We start from the raw sequence: 19671 nt of genomic DNA, 5'->3' as shown, positions 1-19671 counted from the left end.
ATGCCCACGCTCGACCGGCTCGCCCTGGCCAGGTTGATCGAGCGTGGGCGCTTCGACCATCACCTGTGCCGCACGCGCCACCTGTGCCGCATGCGTGCCATCACCGAGGGCTCAGCTGCCGTTGGCGACCTGTTCTCAGGCGGGCCGTAGAGTACCGGCCCGTGTCCGACAACATCGCGATCGCCCCGGCCGACGTAGCGCTCGTCCTCGACGGCGTCCACAGCTCCGCCGCACGCCTCGGCGCCACTCTTGACGCACTGACCGACCTCCGGGCCCGCGAGCCGTCGGCGCTGACCGGCTGGAGTCGCGGCCACATCCTCACCCACCTCGCCCGCAGCGCCGATGCCTACCGCTGGCTGCTGACCCTCGCTCGCACCGGCACCCAGCCCGACCCTCGCGCCGACGCCGTCACGCTGGACCGCGCGCTGCACGAAGGCGCCGGGCGCAGTGGCGCCGAACTCGTCGCCGACCTGCGTACCAGCCTGGACCGACTTCTGGACGAGGCGGCGTCCATGCCCGCCGAACGCTGGAACATCCTGGTCAGTGCGCTCGCAGGCTGGCGCCACCCGGCATGGTTCACCCTGCACCGCTGCCGGCGCGAACTCGAAACCCACCATGCCGACCTGAACCTCGGCTACACCACCGCTTGCTGGCCCGCCGACTACGTCACCTGGGCGCTCGACGGCACTCTCACCGCGCTGGCGGCCCATCACTTCCCCGTGGCCCGGATCGACGCCGAGGACCTCGGCCGGTCATGGACTCTCTCCGCGACCGGCCCCACCGTCACCGGCCATGGCCACGCCTTGCTCGCCTGGCTCGCCGGACGCGGCAGAGACCCGCGACTCCGCTCGGACCTGCCCCTGCCGACCCCGCCGAGGTGGCCGCTCCCACCGGAACCCGGCTGGAGCTGACACGTGCAGTCGATGACTCCGGAGAGGATGCGCGTATCGGGCGGCTGATCACCACTGAGGGTCGGCTGATCACCACTGGGGGTCGGCTGATCACCACTGGGGGTCGGCTGATCACCACTGGGGGTCGGACGCGGCCCTCGGCCCGTGTCTACACATTGACGGTCTGCGTGCCGCAGTGGTGCGCGACGGTCTCGGCGAAGGCTCGGGCCAGCGGGGCGAGGGCGTCCCAACGGCGCACCGCCCAGCCTGCTGTGAGGGCCGGGAGCGCGGGGATGGGGATCAGCCGCAGGTCCGGGTGTCCGGGACCGCTCCAGGCGGGCAGGGCCGGGACGACGGCGTGGCCCAGTCCCAGCTCGGCCAGGAGAATCGCAGTGTCCCAATCGGCGACGCTGGTGTCGAACACCGGCCGGATCCCGGATTCCGCAAGCCAGGTGCCGAGTTGCTGCCGGGAGGTCGAGTTCTCCGGGAGTCCGATGAGTCGGGCGTCCTGCAGGTCGGCCGGTTCCAGGAAGGCCTTGACCGCCAGAGGATCGGCTGCCGAGACGGCAAGCGACCAGGGAAGCTCGACAACAGGGCGCTGCTCAATGGTGCGAGTCGCGGGCCCCAGGGTGATCCAGGCGAGGTCGACGCCGCCGGCAGTGAGCGCGTCGAAGCAGCCGCGACTGGAGGTTTCGGTCTGGAATTCGATGCTGGCCTGGGGAAATCGCCGCCGGAAGTCGACGACGGCCGCGGACATGAAGTGCCGGACGGTCGTGGCGCCTGTCGTGACCCGCACCGATCCGCCTTCCGCGCGTGCCACCTCTTCGAGCCGGCGCAGCGCGTGGTCGATGCAGCCGAGGCCCTCGGTGACCGCCGCGTACAGCACACGCCCGGCCGGAGTCGGCACCACCCCCCGCGTGTGCCGTTCGAGCAGGCTCAGTCCCAACTCCCGCTCAAGCCGCTTCACATGCTGACTGACCGCGGACTGCGTGCAGGACAGGTCGCGGGCAGCCGCACTCAGTGAGCTGGTCCGGCAGACCGCGGTGAAGACACGGAGATCGTCAAGAGTCATGCGATCCAAGGTATCGCTTGGGTCTTTCCAGTAAATGCCTGGATTGACTTGGGTTTCCGAGATGCTTGATCATCGTTGCAGGGCCCAGGGCGGCAACCCGCCCGCTGCATTCACCCGATCCGGACGCGGTGAACTCATGGCGGGTGCCGACCCGTGTCACCGGACGCGGTGAACGCATGGCGGGTGCCGACCCGCGTCACACTGAGAGGGAAGCGCCGTGGTCCACCAGCAGTTCCCACCGGCAGCACTCCTCCCCACTGCACTCACCCAGGAACGACAGGAGCGCACATGACTACAACCAGAGCGACGGTGGCCATCCTCGGACCCGGCGGGGTCGGGGGCCTGATCGGCGCGCTGCTCGCCCGTGACGGTCACCGCGTCGTCTGTCTGGCCGGCCAGGAAACCGCCGCGGCATTGAGCCACAACGGCCTGCGCATCGAAAGTACCCAGTATGGGGACTTCACCGCAGCGGTGCAGGCCGACACGCAATTGCGAGAGCCTGTGGACGCCGTCTTCGTGACGGTCAAGCAGACCGCACTGGACCAGGCGCTCGACCGTGTCCCGGCCCCTGCCCTCGGTGACGCGATCGTGATCCCGCTGCTCAACGGCCTCGACCACATCGCCCTGCTGCGCAAGCGCTACCCCTCGGCCAGGGTCGTCGCCGGTACGATCAAGGTCGAGGCCACCCGCACCTCACCGGGGTGCGTCATCCACTCCAGCCCTTTCGCCAATCTCGAACTGGCAGCGCCGCTCGACGACTTCGCGGACCATTTGCGGCACGCCGGCCTGGGCGTGACCCTGCGCACCGACGAGACCGCGATGCTCTGGGACAAGCTCGCCTTCCTCGCCCCGTTCGCCCTGCTGACGACTCGGCACCGGAGCAACGTCGGAACCATTCGCAGCGACCGGCGCCCGCAACTGCTCGCCGTGCTCGACGAAATCACCGCCGTGGCACAGGCCGCCGGGGCCCCGGTGACGACCGACACCGTGCTCTCGTTCTTCGACCGGGCCCCGCACACGATGAAGTCCTCGATGCAGCGCGACGTCGAGGCTGGACGCCCGTTCGAACTCGATGCCATCGGCGGAGCAGTCCTCCGCGCCGGAGCCGCCCACGGGATCGAGACCCCGGTCACGGCCCGGCTGGTTGCAGAAGTGGCTCACCAGGCCAACCAGGAGGCCTGATGCGGCCGGCCGATCCGCCCGACGACGGCAACCCGAAAGGCGGCTGCGGCCCTGCGGCGGTGTGGCCGGCCGTCGAGGAGTTCCTGCGCGCCCGGGGTGCCGGCGAGATGCCCCACCCCGGCGGAACCCTCCTGGACCATCTGATCCGCGTCGCACGTCTCCTGGGCGAGTGGGGCGCCGATTTGGACCTGCAGGCCGCGGGACTGTGTCACGCGGCCTACGGAACCGACGGGTTCGACCAAGCCCTGGCGGACACCACCGAGCGCGCACTCCTCGCCGAGCTGATCGGCGAACGGGCCGAGGCGCTGGTCCACCTCTACGCGAGCTGTGACCGCAGCGTCGTGTACCCGCGCTTGGCAAACAGGCGACCGGTGGTCTTCCGTGACCGCTTCACCGGCCGTGAGCACACCCCACCGGAACCGGACGTGCGCGCCTTCCTGGAGATCACTGCCGCCAACGAGCTCGACGTGCTGGCGCACAACGCCGACCTCGCCGAACGCTACGGTGCCGCCCTGCACCGGCTCTTCACCCGCTCGCGCGACCTGCTCTCCGCTGCGGCGCGGGATGCCTGTGGGCAGCAGCTCAGCGGGTACGCCCCCGACGCGGGGCCGGGGATCCGGATCACCGGCCTGGATCACCTGGTGCTGACAGTCGCCGACATCGATCGGTCCATCGGCTTCTACGAACGCGTCCTGGGCATGCGCCCGGTCGTCTTCGGCGACGGGCGCCGCGCGCTGGCCTTCGGCACCAGCAAGATCAACCTCCACCAGGTCGACCGTGAACTCCTCCCGCACGCCACGCATCCCACCCCCGGCAGCGCCGACCTGTGCCTGGTCACCGACACGCCGCACGGGCAGATCCTGGCCCACCTCGCCGCCGGGGGAGTGCCCGTGGAGGAAGGCCCCGTGCCGCGCACCGGTGCCCGAGGCCCGATCACCAGCACCTACCTGCGCGACCCGGACGGCAACCTGATCGAGATCAGCACCTACGACCGTCAGGCGCCGACCGATACCTGAATCCGAGCCGTCCGCATGTCGGTGAAGCCGACCCCCACAGTCGTCATGGAGGCACGGGACCGCCGAAGCACAGCTGCCCCGCCAGGCGCCGACGTGGTGAGCCGGAGAAGTCGATCGTAGGAACACAGTGCCGCAGCGAGGCTGAAGAAGGCGCCCCCGGCGAAGCCGTCGATCCCCGCACCATCGCAAGCATTCGTTCGGGGGGATTGGTGCCATCGGGGGGATACGGAGGGCAGTCCTTGCACATGATGCCGTCACTGAACGATCACCTGCTACGGAGGCTTCGACGTGACTGCTGAGGACCATGGCATCACCGAGACTGACGAGGAACCACTGGACCTGGCCGATGGAGAGCTGGTTCGTGATCCGTTCTCCGCCTACGCACCCGTCCGTGAAGGGGAGAAGATGGTGCGGGGGCATGTGCAGGGTGTCGACCCGATGTGGGTGGCCACCCGCCACGACGACATCCGTACGGTCATGAGCGACTCCTGCTTCACCATTGACGCCACGACCGTCCCCGGCGCGCCGGTGGCTCACCGCACCGAACAGACCTGGCAGGCCCGCGGTATGTACTCGGGGCACGAGAAATATCTGCGCGCCGGAATCTTCGACGCGGACGGCGCCGATCACCGACGTATCCGCGGCCTGGTAACCGCCGCGTTCTCCCCAGGCCGCGTGGCCGCACTGCGTCCCAGGATCGAGGCAATCGCTGAGCAACTGCTCGACCGCCTGCCGGGCCACGCGGAGAACGGAGTCGTCGACCTTATCGAGCACTTCGCCCGGCCGTTGCCCATCACCGTCATCTGTGAGCTCATCGCCGTCCCTGAAGCCGACCGCGACCGCTGGCGGGAACGGAGCGCCACACTGACCGCCGGTGTCTGTGGTGACGAACTGGGCGCCGCGCTCGCCGGCATGGTCGAGGACGCCCACACCCTCGTCGCCCACCACACCGACCACCCCGGCAACGACCTCATCTCCGAACTGCTCGCGCCCCCTCACCATGACCGGCTGAACACCGACGAGTTGGTCGCCCTCATCACCAACCTCGTCGTCGCCGGACACATCACCACCGTCAACCTCATCGCCAACAGCACCGAAGCACTCCTCACCCACCCCGACCAGCTCGCCCTGCTGCGCGACGACGCCACCCTCATGCCACACGCCGTCAACGAACTCATGCGCTACTGCGGCCCTGTGGTACGCGCGCTGCCCCGCTACGCCACCCGCGACACCACTGTCGGCAACACCCCCGTACGTAGCGGGGAAGCCGTCCTGCCGATCGTTTCCGCAGCCAACCGCGACCCGGCCGCCTTCACAGACCCCGATCGCCTCGACCTCGGCCGCACCCGAAACGGCAGGGAGTCCCACCTCGGATTCGGGCACGGCACACACCGCTGTCTGGGAGCGCACCTCGCCCAGGAAGAGACCGCCGTGGCTCTGACCGCGCTGCTCAACCGTGTCCCCAACCTGCGGCTTGCCACTGACCCGAAACACCTGCAACGCGGAACCAACCCCGTCAACTGGCACCTGAAAACCCTCCCCGTACGCCTGTAACTCTGGTCCTCCGCGGTGCGCGGTCCCTCCCCGGTGAATCTCCTGCTGTCTGCGTTACGGCGCACTGGCACGGACATCAACTCGCCAACCGCCCCTCAGGGACGCCGCTTGGGATCCAGCAACTGCTCACGCAGCGCGGTGAGCTGGTGCGAGGATTCCACCGCCCGGGTCTCGTCGAGCGTGGCCAGCGCAAGCAGCAGGGCGTCCGCGACGAGCAGCCCCGTCAGCGATTCCGCGGTGATCCCGGTCGGGGTGTGCGGCGCGGTCAGGACCGCCTCGACCCGGTCCGCATACGCCTCGCCCAGTTCGTCCGTCACGAGTACGACCTTGGCGCCGACCGCACGCGCCCGCTCCATCATGACGCTCAGCTCCACCAGCCGACGGCCCGGCTGGAAGATCACCACGCTGTCGCCCTGCTCCAGAGCCAGCAACTGGTCCGCGAGGGCGAAGCCCGTCTCGGAGACGAAGCGGGACCGTCGGCCGATCCGGCCGAGCGCCAACGCCAGGTGGCGGGCGCCCGGTTCGGAGGCGGCAACTCCGTAACAGAAAACTTCGCGCGCCTCGGCGAGGGCGGTCACGGAGCGCTTCAGAGCTTCCGGTTCAGTCAGGCGCCTGGTGTGGTCGATGCGGTCCTGGGCCTCGTCGAAGACATCGGCCCAAATGGACTCCAGGTCCTGGCCCACATGCGCGATGCGCTGCTTGAGACGCTCCTCGGGAGCGACGGCCGCAGTGAAGTCGTTGGCCAGCTCCCGCTTCAGGGCGGGCAGTCCCGCATACCCGAGGCGTTGCAGCGCTCGTACGACGGTGGCGTTGCTGGTGGAGCTGGCGGCCCCCAACTCCTGGGCGCTGACGAAGAGCAGTTGCCCGACGGGAGCGCTGACCAGGTACTGCGCGACGGCTCGCTCGGACGCGGACAGACCCTCCCATTGATCGCGAATCGCAGCGCGCAGCCGAGTCGCTCCGGCCCCATTATCTGGAATCTCCATTACAACCATTGACTTCCGTGTGACCGACGTTACTGTTCCTGGGCAGTACGTTCCAACCGGAACGCAACTCGTAATCGACGTTACAGGATTGTCCGTGGTCCTGCGGCGCCGTTCGGAGTGCGTTCCAGAGCGAGGAGAAGCATGGCACTCCGTCCCACGGCCCCCGGGCCCGCCCGGGTCCTCCCGGTCATCGAGATCTCCGGCAGCCCGCTCCAGCGCGGCCGCCAGTACGGCGAGGCCGTGCGGCCCCAAGTGCATTCCGCGCTCGGCTACTACGAGGAGGCCTTCGGCCAGTCCGCAGGACTGGCCTGGGACCGGGTCACCGCCCGAGCCGCCCACTGGCTGGAGCCAGTACGCGACTACGCACCCCACCTCGTCGACGAGATGCAGGGCATCGCGGACGGCGCCGGCGTCAGCCTGCTGGACGTCCTCGCCCTGAACGCCCGCGGCGAGGTCATCTACGACAAGTCCTTCGCACAGATGGAAGCCGACGGACGAGCCAGCGATGAGGAGCCCGCCGAGGGCTGTACCTCCTTTGCCGTCCACGGAGAGGCCAGCGGCGACGGGCACGTCTACGCCGGGCAGAACTGGGACTGGCGGGCCGGCGTCGCCGACACCATCGTCATGATCAGGATTGTCCAACCCCCCAAGCCGACCCTGATCATGCAGGTCGAAGCCGGGCAGATCGGCCGCCAGGGCGCCAATTCCGCCGGACTCGCCTTCAACGCCAACGGCCTCGGCGGCCGATTCAACGATGCGATCGGGCTGCCCCAGACCGTCGTACGCCGAAATGTCCTGGACCAGAGCAACATCACCGACGCCCTCGATGTGCTCTGCCGAACCCGGGCCCATATCGCCAGCAACGCCCTGCTCACCTGTCGTGAGGGTTTCGCCATCGACCTGGAGACCACCCCGGCCGGGCACGGCTGGATGTATCCGACCGATGGCCTGCTGGTGCACGGCAACCACTACCAGGCAGGAATTCCCGCACCGCTGGCCGCCGCCGGTTACCGGCCCATGTCGTCCGATTCCCTGGTCCGCGTCCCCCGAGCCGCGGAAGGGCTGAAGGCGCTGCGCGGCTCCGCCGGCCCCGACGAGTCGCGCAGGATCATCCGCCGGGCGATGTCGGATCACCTCGGCCACCCCGAATCCCTGTGCACCCACCCCGATCCGCGCCGGCCGCAGCTGGAGCGGTGGACCACTCTCGTCTCCTCTCTGGCCGACCTCACCTCCGGTGACTATCACGTGACCGCGGGCACCCCCTGCGACCGCGAGTACCAGCACCTTCCCTGGAACCTCTACGACGGCCCGTACGGCCAGAACTGACAGGAACTCAGTGATGACGCACACCTCTTCAAGAAGGTCGGTCCTGGCCGCGGGCCTCGTCGCGGCGACCGTCGTCGCGGCCGCGGGCTGTAGCGGAGCGACCCAGAACACCGCAGGCGCATCCCGGACCGCCGACGCGGCCACGCTCGACCTCAGCCCGACCACCACGCCGGCCAAGGGCGAACTCTCCAACGCCAACTGGCTCCTGGAGGACGAGCCGGACTCGCTCGACCTGGACACCCAGGGATCGAGCGCGGGCCGCGTCGTCCTCACCAACGTCTGCGAGCGGCTGTACCAGCTCCAGCCGGACATGTCGACGAAGCCGTTCCTCGCCGAGAAGGCCGAAACCCCGGACGACAAGACCCTCGTACTGACCCTGCGCTCCGGTGTCACCTTCCACGACGGCACCCCGATGACCGCCGACGACGTGCTCTGGAGCCTGAAGCGCCACGCCGACCCGGACATGGAACAGGGCGACGAGTTCGGCAACATCGCCGCGATGGAGAAGACCGGCGACCGCCGGATCACAATCACCTTCAAGGCGCCGGACGCCATGTTCTTCAAGGCACTCGCCGGTGACGCGGGCATCGTCTGGAACAAGGAGCAGGTCGAGAAGGCGGGCAAGGACTTCGGTACGCCGGGACAACCCGACGCCTGCACCGGCCCGTACAGGCTGAGCAGTTGGAAGTCCGGCGACTCCATAACCATCGAGCGCTACGACGCGTACTGGGGCAAGAAGCCCCTGACGAAGCAGGTCACCTTCCGCTGGGCCGCCGACAGCGCCCTCGTCAACGCCCTGACGACCGGTGCCGCCGACGGTGCCTACGCCGAATCGCCCAACACGGCGGCGGCTCTCCACGACAAGAAGGGCATCGAGCAGCACTATGGTCCCTCCACCGCCTCCCTCGTCCTCGTCCCGACCGAGCGTGGCGGACTGAAGGATCCGAGGATCCGCCGGGCGCTCTCGCTCGCGCTGGACCGCAAGGGCATCGCCGCATCCGGCTACGGCGGCATGGTCCAGCCCTGGGGCACCCCGGTCGGCTCCGGTGCCTGGGGCTACGAGAAGCCCGTCTTCGAGGCCGCCCAGAAGACCGTCGCCTACGCCCCCGCCGCCCCGACCGCCGACGATCTCGCCACAGCCAAGAACCTGGTGAAGGAGGCGGGCGCCGACACCACCGAGCCGGTGGTGATCGGCACGGACGCCAGCCAGGGCCGCTCCGTCGTCGCCAATGCCGTGCGCGCCGCGCTCCAGCGGATCGGCCTCAAGGGACAGATCAAAACCGTGCCGACCTCGCAGTTCGAGCAGTTCTACAGCGATCCGCAGGCCCGCGCCGACATCGATGTGCTGGTCGGTGACTGGTACATCTCCAAGGCCGATCCCATGGGCTTCTACGACAACGCGCTCTCCGACTCCTCCAACAACTGGGTGGGCTTCAAGGACACCGCGTACGACACAAAGGTGAAGAAGGCGCTCTCCACGCTCGACGACGCCGAGCGCGCCAGGCTCACGGTCGACATCCAGAAGACGTTCACGGACGCCGCCGTCTGGATCTCGGTCGCCCAAGTGCCTTCCGTCCTCGTACTCAACGAGAAACTGACCGGACCGCCCGCCTCCATGGCCTACCTCTACTACCCGTGGGCCGCCGAACTCGGCTCGAAGAAGGGCTGACCGCGCATGCTCGCCCGGATCTCCCGGCGGCTGGCCGGACTGCTGGCCACACTCCTCGCCGCCTCCTTCGTCATCTTCGCCGCTGTGTACGCGGCGCCCGGCGACCCCGCGGTCTTCCTTGCCGGAGGCCGCGACAAGCTCTCCCCGGAAAAGCTGGAACTGGTCAGGGCCCAGTACCACCTCGACGAGCCCCTCGTCGTGCAGTACGGGCGCTGGCTCGGCGACTGCGTTCAGCTGGACCTCGGCCGCTCCTTCAAGTACAGCGACCAGGTCGCCGATCTGCTGGCCGCCCGCTTCCCGACGACGCTCACCCTCGTGACGTACGCGACCGTGCTCTTTGTCGTCCTCGGGGTCGGCGCCGGCGTGCTCGCCGCCGTCCGCCGCGGCACCTGGATCGACTCGACCGTCGTCGGCGGCACGACCCTGGCTGCCTCTGTGCCGTCCTTCGTCTCCGCCATCGCCCTGGTCGCGGTCTTCGGAGTCCAGCTCGGCTGGTTCCCGGTCACCGGCAGCGGCGACGGGTTCGCGGGCACCATGCACCATCTGACGCTTCCCGCTCTGTCCCTGGCGCTCGGCGCGCTCGCCCTGATCAGCCGTGTGACCAGGCAGTCGATGGTCGACGCGGGCGCGGCCGACCATGTCGAGGTCGCCCGCGCGTCCGGAATCCGCGAGCGGGACATCGTGGTCCGGCACGTGCTGCGCAACGCGCTCGGTCCGATCGTCACCATGTGCGGTCTGGTCATGGCGGGCATGCTGGCAGGCACGGTCGTCGTGGAGACCGCCTTCGGGATCAGCGGCATCGGCTCGCTGCTCGTCGGCGCGATCAACACGCATGACTTCCCCGTCGCGCAGGCCGTACTCCTGCTCATGGTCACCGGCTACATCGTCGTGACCACCCTCGTCGACCTGGTGCACCCCCTGCTCGACCCGCGGGTGAAGGAGGCCTCCGCATGAGCGCGCCCACCCTTGACCGCGTCAGTCCGAAGACCGGGAAGGAGCGGTGCCCGGCGGGTGTGGTGATCGCCGGCGGGACGCTCGTCGTGGTCGTCCTGGCGGCGCTCCTCGCACCGCTTCTCGCTCCGTACGCCCCCGATGCCATCGACCTCTCCGCGTCACTGGTCGGCACCGGCCCGGAACATCTGCTCGGCACCGACTCCTCCGGACAGGACCTCCTCTCGCGGGTGTTGTACGGGGCACGCACCAGCCTTGTCGCCCCGATCCTCCTGCTGGCCATCGCAGCTGTCCTGGGTGTCACCCTCGGCACACTCGCCGCATGGCGTGGCGGCTGGGCCGACACGGTGGTCTCCCGCCTCACAGACGTCATGTACGCCTTTCCAGGGCTGCTGTTCACCGTTCTGATCATCGCCGTCCTCGGAGCCGGAATGACGACCTCCGTGCTCGCGCTCGGTCTCGCCTACACACCGACCGTCGCCAAATACACCCGCTCGGTGGCACTCTCCGAACGCCGCAAGCCCTACATCGACGCCTATGGCGTCCAGGGCATGGGCGGGGCCCGGATCTGCGCCCGATACCTCGTCCCCAACCTCGGCCGTTCGATCATCGGCTATCTGGTCGTGCTGTTCGGCGAGGCCCTGATGTCCCTGGCCACGCTCTCCTATCTGGGCTTCGGCGCCCAGCCGCCCAGCTCCGACTGGGGTCTGATGGTGCAGGAGGGCCAGGCAGCCGTCGTCCAGGGCGCGCTCCTGCCGGCTCTGGTGCCCGGCTTCGCCATCGCCCTCGTCGTGGTGTCCTTCAACGTCGTCGGGGTCTGGGCCGCCGACCGACTCGGCAGCAGGAGGTAGCCGCATGCTCCTCGACATCGAAAACCTCACCCTCGAACTCCCGGGCGCCGCCCGGCCCGTCCTCAACCGGGTCTCCCTACGGGTGGCAGGTGGCGAAGTGGTCGGACTGGTCGGCGAGTCCGGCTCGGGCAAGTCGACGACCGCCAGGGCGGCACTGCGTGCTCTCCCCGACAAGACGGTCGTCTCCGGTTCGATCCGCGTCGATGGCACGGACGTCCTCGCGCTGACCGGCGACGCCCTGCGCCGGCACCGGGCCCGCACGGTCGCGATGGTCCACCAGGATCCGCGCTCCGCTCTCAACCCGGTCCGCCGCATCGGCGACTTCCTGGTCGAACGGCTGACGGGGACCGGACTCGACAAGAAGGCGGCTCGCACCCGAGCCGTCGAACTCCTCGACACGGTCGGCCTCTCCGACCCGGAACGCCGGTTCCGCCAGCACCCGCACGAGCTCTCAGGAGGCATGCTCCAGCGCGTCGTCATCGCCGGTGCGCTGGCCGCCGAGCCCAGGCTGCTCCTCGCCGACGAGGCGACCAGCGCCCTGGACGTCACCACTCAGGCCGAGATCCTCGCTCTCCTGCGCACCCTGCGGGCCGATCGGAGCCTGGGTCTTCTGTTCATCACACACGATCTCCAACTGGCCGCTGCTTACTGCGACCGGGTGTACGTGATGTACGCGGGCCGGGTCGTCGAGGAACAGCCCGCCGGCGGCCTCTTCGACCGGCCCCGCCACCCGTATACGAAGGGACTCCTGGCCTGCTCCCCGGCGCTCGGGGAGGGGCAGCGCGAGATCCTCCCGATCCCGGGGCGCCCGCCGTCGCTCGCGGACGCGTTCGGCGGCTGCGAGTTCGCCGACCGCTGCCCGGATGCCGAACCGGAGTGTTCGACCTGGCGGCCCGAGCCGGTGCCGCTGGACGATGAGGGCGCCGCGACCTGCCGCCGCCTGCCCGTGGTGCCGGGTCCGGACACCGAGAAGAGGAGTGACCGATGACCACCGCAATACCGGACGCCGCGCCACTGCTGGCCGTGGACCGACTGCGCAAGACATACGGGCTGCCCGGCGGAGGCCGCCTCACCGCTGCCGACGGCATCACCTTCACCGTCCCGGCGGGCGGCTCACTCGGAATCGTCGGCGAGTCCGGGTCCGGCAAGACAACCGTGGCCCGGATGCTGGTAGGTCTCGTACGTCCGGACGCGGGCAGCATCGCCGTCTCCGGGCGGCCCCGCGCCCCCCGCGCCCCGCGCGGCCGGGAGGCCCGATCGGCACGGGCCCGGGAGATCCAGATGGTGTTCCAGGACCCGTATGTCTCCCTGGACCCCCGGCTCACCGCTCGCCAGTGCCTCACTACGGCCCTGCGTCTGCACGGCCGGGAAACGACCGTGGCCGACGGGCTGCTCGACCGGGTGGGCCTCGGTGCCCGGGAGGCGGAGGCCAGGCCACACGGTCTCTCCGGCGGTCAGCGGCAACGGCTGGCCATCGCACGGGCGCTGGCGGTCGACCCGAAGGTATTGGTCCTCGACGAGGCAGTGGCCGCGTTGGACGTCTCGATCCAAGCGCAGATCCTTCAGCTCCTGAGCGAGATCCGCCGGGACACCGGGGTGGCTCTGGTCTTCGTCAGCCACGACCTGGCGGTCGTCCACCACATCACGGACGAGGTCTTGGTGATGCGCCGCGGAACGGTGGTGGAGCAAGGACCGACGGCCGAGGTGCTGGCCGGCCCGCAAGACCCGTACACCCGGCTGCTGCTGGCCTCGGTACCACGAGCCGGCTGGGATCCGGCGGATGCGGTCACTGCCCGGGCCGCCATGGCCTGAGTCACTGACCGGACGCCTGCGATGAAGCAGGCGTTTCGCTCACCGTTCGTCCGCCACGTCCACGTTGCGCGGCTGCTGGACGAGCGTGACAGCCACGAGCGTGCGGTGGTCGAGCCTGGCCGTCGCCTTTTGGGGCCGATGTCGGGAACCGTGCTGACGGCGACGAGGCGCATGGCGTGTTCGTCGCCGAGCTGCCGCACGTGCCGCGGGCCGGGGAGCCGCGGCCTCGGCGCGCTCCTGAACCTCGGCCAGTTCCTCGTCCGTCAGCGGATCAGGGGGTGTTCATCACCCCCTTCGGCACAGTCAGGTAAGGCAAGCCTAATTTCCTCTACGATGAGGTGCATGGGCTTCTGGGAGCTGATCGGCGTCAGTGTTCGGTACGCCTCTGTGTTGGTGGCGCTGTTCACCGCCGTAGTCCTGGGCTCCTTCCTTGTGGCCCGGGACGCGCTGCTGTCCGACTATCCGGCGGCCATACAGCAGCGGTACGGGCAACAGAGCGCACGGGGGAGGCGGACCGCGACAGCCGCCGGCTTGTTGAATCTGCTGGTGTTCATCGCCGTGCCGGTGTTCGGTGTCGTGGGGCTGCGTGACCGGGTGGACGGCCCGCTCGGCTTCTGGCCGCCGTTCGGCCTCGGCACGGTCGGCTTTCTCACCCTCGTGGTTTTCGATCTGTTGGTGCTGGACTGGTGGCTGTTCTGCGTCGTGCAGCCGCGATTCATGGTGCTTCCCGGTACGGAAGGCATGCCGGAATACCGGGACTTCGCCTTCCACGTACGGGTGCTCGTCCCGCGCCCGGTGCCGTGGCCGTTGCTGGCCATTCCCGGGTACGGGGTGGTGGTGGGCGCTGTGGCGTACGGATCCGAGGCCCTCGCCGGCTGACCGTTGCGCCGAGCTGACGGGCGCCCGGGAAGGCCGGCCGAAGTGGCCGCTCCCTTCCCGGGCGCTCGGTCAGACGGCGGCCAGTTGCGGCTCCCGTTGCACGGTCAGGCGTCCGCCGCGAGCGAGCACGGCGACCGAGGCCGCGCAGGCGAGCCCGGTCGCGGTCAGCGTGCACCAGGTCACCCACAGGGCGTTGTGCCGCGCGGCGAAGTCCCACAAGGCGCCGGTGGCAAGGTTGCCGAGGGTGATGCCCAGGCCGGAAACGGTGTTGTAGAGGCCGTAGTGGGTTGCGACGAGACGGTTGCCGGAGAGCGTGACCACCGTGTCCATCTCGAACGGGTAGACCACCGCGCTGCCGGCCGCGAGCAGCGCCACCGCCGCGACCAGGGCGGTGAGCACGGCGGCCGGAACACCGGGTGGAGTGAGGGTGAGGGGCAGGAAGGCAAGGCCCATCGCGGCCAGTCCGCGCACCAGAGCCTGGGCGGGGCTCCACTTCTTCTTCGCCCAGCCCGTCAGCCGTAGCTGCCCTGCGACGGCGACCACGGCCGAGACGACGAACAGTCCGCTGGTGGCCCAGGTTCCTCTGGATCCAAGGGTGTCGGTGGCGGCCAGCGGGAGGGCCAGGTAGACCTGGAAGGTCAGGACGTACGAGCCGATCATCGCGGTGGCGAAGAGGAGGAAAGACCGGTTGGCGAGCACGGTGCGCCACTGGGCCAGCACGTTGTCCGGCTCGGAGCCGACCGTCTTTGCCTGGCGGGACGGCAGCGAGCGTGCCTGCAGCACCGTCAGCACGGCGAAAATCGCGGCGGCGACGGTGCAGACGAGGCGGAAGTCGGCGGCCAGCAGAGCGAGTCCGACGAGCGGGCCGAGGAGCATGCCGGCCTGGTAGTAGACGTTGAAGGTGGCGAAGGCGTCCACGCGCCGCTCCCCGGCCTCGGCGGCGAGGTAGGCCCGGACAGCGGGGTTGAACAGGGCACCGGCGAATCCGGTGGCGGCAGAGGCCGCGATGAGTGCAGGGAGGTTGTCGACCCAGCCGAGCAGGCCGAAGCCGATGGTCCGCAGCAGGCAGCCGGCCATGATCGGGGCCTTGTAGCCGAAGCGGTCGGCGATGGTGCCGCCGATGAGGAACATGCCCTGCTGGGAGAAGTTGCGGACTCCGAGGACGAGTCCGACCGCCCAGGCCGCCAGGCCGAGCCCGCCCGAGAGATGGGCGGCGAGGTAGGGCATGAGCATGTAGAAGGCGAGGTTGATGGCGAACTGGTTGGCCATCAGCAACCGTGCGGCGGGCGGGAAGGAACGGGTCTGCTGCCACAGGCTCATCATCGAGCGGCTCCCGCAAGTACCTGCGTGCTGGTGGGGGAGACGGGGTCGGTGACGTGGGTGCAGCGTGTCCAGCGGGTCACCGTCCGTTCACCGGGGTGGGCGATCTCGTCCGGATCGTCGGCGGGCAGGCGGCCGAGCAAGCCGTGCTCGCGGCAGTAGGTGTCGTCGAATACGGTACCGACATACCGCTGCGGGCCGTCGGGGAAGACGGCGACGATGCGGTTCTCGGCGGGCAGGGTGTGGGCCAGCCAGCGGGCGACGAGCGCGACCGCGCCGACGCTCCAGCCGCCGGTGGTGTAGTGGTCGCGGGCCAGACGGCGTGCCGCCCATACCGCTTCGGGGGCGGCGACCCAGTGGACCTCGCCGAAGAGGTCGTAGGCGACGTTGCGGGGGTAGATGCTGCTGCCCAGCCCGCGCATCAGGCGGTGTGCCGCGGGCTGGCCGAAGATGGTCGACCCGGTGGTGTCCACGCCGACCACCCGCAGGTGGGGGAAGAAGCCGCGCAGGACGGAGGCGATACCGGCGGAGTGGCCGCCGGTGCCGACGGAGACGACCAGTGTGTCGATACGGCCGAGCTGGGCGACGAGTTCGTACGCGAGCGGGGCGTAGGCGGTGACGTTGTCCGGGTTGTTGTACTGATCCGGGCACCAGGCGTCGGGGTGGACGGCGAGGAGTTCCACGACGCGGCGGCGACGGGCCTCCTGCCAGCCCCCGGTCGGGTGCGGCGTGCCGACGAGTTCGATGTCGGCCCCGTAGGCGGTGAGCAGGCCGGTCATGAGAGGTTCCATGCCGGGGTCGGTGACGACGGTGACCGGGTGGCCATAGGTGGCGCCTGCGAGGGCCAGGCCGAGGCCCAGGGTGCCGGAGGTGGACTCGACGATGCGGGCGCCCGGCAGGAGCTGTCCGCGCTCACCGGCTGCGCGGACCATGTGCAGGGCGGTGCGGTCCTTGATGCCGCCGGGGTTGTGGCCTTCGAGCTTGGTCCAGAAGCCGCGCCCGGTGGCGGTGAAGGGGGAGCCGATCCAGAGTACGGGGGTGTCGCCGACCAGGCCGGCCGGGGTGAGCATCGGGCGTTTGGTGTCGGCGAGGAGCTGGGCGGGTGAGGTGAGGCTTGCTGTGGGCGTGGTCCGGTTCATGGCGTGCTTCTCCCGCAGCCGGCGGCGTGAGCGGTCGCCGGCCGTTGAGTGGTGGATAGGGCTGTGGACTGATCGGGAGCCGTCGCCGGGCGTACACGTGACGTCCGGGACCGCGGCTCAGGGGTCGATCAGGTCCGCCATACGCCCAGTTGGGCACGCTCTTGCTGAACTGAGGACGCCGGGGGAGCGGGGGACGGCGGCAGCAGAGCTCCTGACCGACCGGGAAGCTCGGCGACACGTTCTGCGGGCAGCAGCAGAGAGTGGGCCCCGTCGGCGAGAAGCGCGATGTCCCGCGGCGGCTGCGCCGTCGGTCCGTCCGCGCTCCAGCAGTGCGTCCCGCCGTTCCCGGCGGGGGCGAGGCCCTTGAGCGCCGAATCGGTGCCCGGTGCTGTCGGCTGACAGCACGATGCGGCAGAGACGACAGGGATGGCGTCCGCCCGGCCCGCTCCCGTCGCGGCGGGGCCGTGGGCACATCCCAACAGGTGCACCAGAGCGGCCAACAGCATCACCAGCGCCGCCCCCGTCCATGACAGGGAGCGGCGCTCATGGGTTACCGGCCGAAGCGTCATCGCTGCACAAGGTAGTCGATCGCTTACGAACGGTGTGCATAGGTGGGTGTGGGTTCAAGGCCGAGGTATCACTTCTGAGTCCCTGCGCAGAGGCCCTCTGCCAGTCGCCACAGGGGGCGTGACGTTGGGGCCGCATTGTGCGGCCGGTCACTGAAACGGGTGAAAGGAACCATGCGTCTCACTCACCCGTCTGTCCCCGCCCGGCCAGGTTCCCGCACCACGCCACCACGGCCGCCCCTCGGCCTGCCCCGCCTTCTGCTCACTGCTCCAGGACGGCAGCGTCCTGTTCCACCACGTGCTGCACTACCCGGCCGCCACCATCGCCTCCCTGACCGGACAGGAACCCTGGGAGTGGTGCTTGCCCTGGGCGATCATCCTGGCGCAGTAGGCCCGGCAGGCCGGGCCGCCCGGGGAAGCGAACCTGACGTCATCCCTGCCGCGTCCCCGCCAGGCGCCCCCGTGCGGCGGCCTGGATCCGGGAGGGCCCGAGCCCCCACTGGAGGGTGCGTCCGACGGCCGTCGCCAGGGGCCGGTCCCAGCCGGTGCGGACGAGGGCCGGGCGGTGGATGCCGAGTTCGGTGCGGGCCCAGTCGGGGAGGAGTCCGACCGAGGCGTTCGTGAGCAGGCCCACGGCCAGCCGCTCCCGTCGTGTGCGTCCGAAGCGGCGGAGGAACAGCACCGAGTCCAACGCGGCCGGAGTGGCGTGGAGTCGGGGGCGGAGGCGAGCCAGGTAGCGCTCGGCTTCGAAGGACGTGCGCGGTACGTTCCGAGCGCCCAACGCCTCGGCCACGGGGGCGGCTTGGCGGTAGTAGGCGTCGCACTCGGCGGGGGTCAGCCGAAGCGGCCGGGGTGCGTAGGCCTGGTGGCCGGCGAGGAAGCTGCTCACCTCGGCGGTGTGCACCCAGGTGAGCAGGTCGGGGTCGTCCGCGCGGTACGACCGGCCGTCGGGGGCGGTGCCGTGCACCCGGGTGTGGATCCGCCGGACGAGGTCGATCACCTCGCGGGCGGCGGCCGATGAGCCGAAGGTGGTCGTGGTGATGAACCGTACGGTCCCGTTCAGCCGCCCGACCGGATCGGCGCGGAAGTCGGAGTGCTGGTCGACCCCCGCCATGGCCAGCGGATGCAGCGACTGGAGCATGAGCGCGGCGAACCCGCCGACGAGCATCCCGGTCGCCTGCCCGTGCACCCGCCACACCGGATCCCCCGGCACGATCCCGAACAGCCCGGGATCACCGGGCGGCCCCGAGTACCGCTCCAGCTTGAGATCCCCGCCGTGCATGGTCGCCGTGAGTTCCGCCGCGATCCGTTCCCGCAGTTCCACCAGCACCTCCAGCACCTCCAGGATCGGTGTCCCTCAGCCGAGGGTACCGACCCGCCCGGCGAGCACGGCCACGAGGATGAGCAGTCCGCACAGAGGATTGGTCGCGAACGCCCGCCCGCAGGCCCCGGCATCCGCAGGGGCGGCCCGCCACACCTGCCATCCCAACTGCCCCGCGACCACGCACAGTCCGGGCCAGTACAGCGGCCCGAGCCCGGCCACGACCCCGAACCAGGCGAGCAGCACCGCACACCCCGCGTACGCGCCGCCCACCAGCACCCGGCTACGCCGCCCCAGCAGCACGGCGGCCGACCGCACCCCGGCCCGCACGTCGGCCTCCCGGTCCTGGCAGGCGTAGATCACGTCCGTTCCCACGGCCCAGCAGATCAGTGCCACGTACAGCATTCCGCCCCCGAGTCCGAGCCCTCCGGTGAGCAGGCCGTACACCAGCGGAACCGTCCAGTTGATGGTGATCCCCAGCCACACATGCGGCCAGTGGGTGACCCGCTTCATGCACGGATACACCGCCGCGAGGGGCGCCCCGGCCGCCGCCCACACCACCGCCTCCACACTCCAGAACCCCATCACCAGCGGAGCGACGGCCCCCAGCACGACACACACCACCAGCGCCCGCCCGGCCGCCAGCCGCCCGGAGGCGACGGGCCGACCCGCCGTACGCGGCACCTGCGCGTCGAACCGAGCGTCCAGCACATCGTTGAGTCCGCAGGCGGCCCCTCTCGACAGCACCCCGTACACCAGGAGCAGCAGCCCGAGCAGGCCGCCGTCCCGGGGCTCGGCGATCGCTCCCAGGGCTATCCATCCGGGCACTATCAGCAGCCAGGCCCCCACCGGCCGGTCCAGCCGCAGCAACTCCAGATATGGCCGGACCCCGGCGGGGGTCCGCTCCACCAGTCGGGCGGCACGGCCGCGGGCCGGGACTTGAGTCGGGACTCGGGCCGGAGTCCGTGAGGTGACGGTCATGCCGATTCATGTCCCCGTCCAGGGGGATTGCATGCCGATCGGCCCAACCTGGCCCCGGCCGGATGGTGCCTTCAAATGATCTCGATCGGTGAATCATGGTCGGGTGATTCTTCGCCATGAACTGCCTCATGCCGGGTGGGAGTTCGCCCGGCCGCT

18 protein-coding genes are annotated in these 19671 nt (G+C 70.0%); 12 read left to right on the top strand and 6 right to left on the bottom strand.

Going from position 1 to position 19671, the window contains the following annotated elements; all coding sequences use genetic code 11:
- Nucleotides 1–150, top strand: coding sequence for a hypothetical protein (locus ACFVH0_RS00920; RefSeq protein ID WP_385817303.1), 150 nt, complete (start codon nucleotides 1–3; stop codon nucleotides 148–150).
- A gap of 11 nt (nucleotides 151–161) precedes the next feature.
- Nucleotides 162–911, top strand: coding sequence for a maleylpyruvate isomerase family mycothiol-dependent enzyme (locus ACFVH0_RS00915; RefSeq protein WP_385817302.1), 750 nt, complete (start codon nucleotides 162–164; stop codon nucleotides 909–911).
- A gap of 148 nt (nucleotides 912–1059) precedes the next feature.
- Here the strand turns inward: ACFVH0_RS00915 and ACFVH0_RS00910 are convergent, their stop codons facing one another.
- Nucleotides 1060–1962: a LysR family transcriptional regulator gene (locus ACFVH0_RS00910; RefSeq protein ID WP_385817301.1), complete on the bottom strand. Its 903-nt coding sequence runs from the start codon at nucleotides 1960–1962 to the stop codon at nucleotides 1060–1062.
- A gap of 288 nt (nucleotides 1963–2250) precedes the next feature.
- Between ACFVH0_RS00910 and ACFVH0_RS00905 the strand changes: the two genes are divergently transcribed.
- From ACFVH0_RS00905 to ACFVH0_RS00895, 3 genes are all read left to right on the top strand, one after another.
- A complete protein-coding gene (locus tag ACFVH0_RS00905) occupies nucleotides 2251–3144 on the top strand; it encodes a ketopantoate reductase family protein (protein ID WP_385817300.1) in 894 nt (297 codons plus the stop codon).
- Nucleotides 3144–4160 carry a DUF6817 domain-containing protein gene (locus ACFVH0_RS00900; protein ID WP_385817299.1) on the top strand — a complete coding sequence of 339 codons (1017 nt, stop codon included), beginning with the start codon at nucleotides 3144–3146 and terminating at the stop codon, nucleotides 4158–4160. Before ACFVH0_RS00905 ends, ACFVH0_RS00900 begins: the two co-directional genes overlap by 1 nt.
- Nucleotides 4161–4448: 288 nt before the next feature.
- Nucleotides 4449–5714, top strand: coding sequence for a cytochrome P450 (locus ACFVH0_RS00895; protein ID WP_385817298.1), 1266 nt, complete (start codon nucleotides 4449–4451; stop codon nucleotides 5712–5714).
- 95 nt (nucleotides 5715–5809) lie between these two features.
- On the opposite strand, the gene ACFVH0_RS00890 is transcribed toward ACFVH0_RS00895, so the two are convergent.
- Nucleotides 5810–6700 carry a MurR/RpiR family transcriptional regulator gene (locus ACFVH0_RS00890; protein ID WP_385817297.1) on the bottom strand — a complete coding sequence of 297 codons (891 nt, stop codon included), beginning with the start codon at nucleotides 6698–6700 and terminating at the stop codon, nucleotides 5810–5812.
- A gap of 141 nt (nucleotides 6701–6841) precedes the next feature.
- Between ACFVH0_RS00890 and ACFVH0_RS00885 the strand changes: the two genes are divergently transcribed.
- The 7 genes from ACFVH0_RS00885 (at nucleotide 6842) to ACFVH0_RS00855 (ending at nucleotide 14188) form a co-directional block, all read left to right on the top strand.
- The gene (locus tag ACFVH0_RS00885; RefSeq protein ID WP_385817296.1) at nucleotides 6842–8026 is read left to right on the top strand and encodes a C45 family autoproteolytic acyltransferase/hydolase; all 1185 of its coding nucleotides are present in this window, start codon (nucleotides 6842–6844) and stop codon (nucleotides 8024–8026) included.
- A 13-nt stretch (nucleotides 8027–8039) separates the two neighbouring features.
- Nucleotides 8040–9695 (top strand): ABC transporter substrate-binding protein, encoded by a 1656-nt coding sequence (locus ACFVH0_RS00880; RefSeq protein WP_385817295.1) that lies wholly within the window; start codon nucleotides 8040–8042, stop codon nucleotides 9693–9695.
- A gap of 6 nt (nucleotides 9696–9701) precedes the next feature.
- Nucleotides 9702–10649, top strand: coding sequence for an ABC transporter permease (locus ACFVH0_RS00875; RefSeq protein WP_385817294.1), 948 nt, complete (start codon nucleotides 9702–9704; stop codon nucleotides 10647–10649).
- Entirely contained in the window at nucleotides 10646–11497 is an 852-nt protein-coding gene (locus ACFVH0_RS00870; RefSeq protein ID WP_385817293.1) for an ABC transporter permease, read from the top strand. Before ACFVH0_RS00875 ends, ACFVH0_RS00870 begins: the two co-directional genes overlap by 4 nt.
- Before the next feature lie 4 nt (nucleotides 11498–11501).
- Nucleotides 11502–12485, top strand: a complete 984-nt coding sequence (locus ACFVH0_RS00865) for an ABC transporter ATP-binding protein (protein WP_385817292.1) — start codon at nucleotides 11502–11504, stop codon at nucleotides 12483–12485.
- Complete coding sequence (locus tag ACFVH0_RS00860; RefSeq protein WP_385817291.1) at nucleotides 12482–13309, top strand: ABC transporter ATP-binding protein; 828 nt, start codon at nucleotides 12482–12484, stop codon at nucleotides 13307–13309. Before ACFVH0_RS00865 ends, ACFVH0_RS00860 begins: the two co-directional genes overlap by 4 nt.
- Before the next feature lie 342 nt (nucleotides 13310–13651).
- Complete coding sequence (locus ACFVH0_RS00855; RefSeq protein WP_385817290.1) at nucleotides 13652–14188, top strand: hypothetical protein; 537 nt, start codon at nucleotides 13652–13654, stop codon at nucleotides 14186–14188.
- Between the two features lie 69 nt (nucleotides 14189–14257).
- Here ACFVH0_RS00855 and ACFVH0_RS00850 read toward each other — a convergent pair whose 3' ends face one another.
- From ACFVH0_RS00850 to ACFVH0_RS00835, 4 genes are all read right to left on the bottom strand, one after another.
- Nucleotides 14258–15511, bottom strand: coding sequence for an MFS transporter (locus tag ACFVH0_RS00850; RefSeq protein WP_385817289.1), 1254 nt, complete (start codon nucleotides 15509–15511; stop codon nucleotides 14258–14260).
- A complete protein-coding gene (locus ACFVH0_RS00845; RefSeq protein WP_385817288.1) occupies nucleotides 15508–16647 on the bottom strand; it encodes a PLP-dependent cysteine synthase family protein in 1140 nt (379 codons plus the stop codon). Before ACFVH0_RS00845 ends, ACFVH0_RS00850 begins: the two co-directional genes overlap by 4 nt.
- A gap of 996 nt (nucleotides 16648–17643) precedes the next feature.
- Nucleotides 17644–18543, bottom strand: coding sequence for an oxygenase MpaB family protein (locus ACFVH0_RS00840; RefSeq protein WP_385817287.1), 900 nt, complete (start codon nucleotides 18541–18543; stop codon nucleotides 17644–17646).
- Between the two features lie 27 nt (nucleotides 18544–18570).
- The gene (locus ACFVH0_RS00835; RefSeq protein WP_385817286.1) at nucleotides 18571–19515 is read right to left on the bottom strand and encodes a 4-hydroxybenzoate octaprenyltransferase; all 945 of its coding nucleotides are present in this window, start codon (nucleotides 19513–19515) and stop codon (nucleotides 18571–18573) included.
- Nucleotides 19516–19671: the final 156 nt, after the last annotated feature.

It is taken from the genome of Streptomyces sp. NPDC127117 (genome assembly GCF_042677325.1).
Lineage (GTDB): Bacteria > Actinomycetota > Actinomycetes > Streptomycetales > Streptomycetaceae > Streptomyces.
This window is presented reverse-complemented; position numbering and strand designations above follow the sequence as displayed.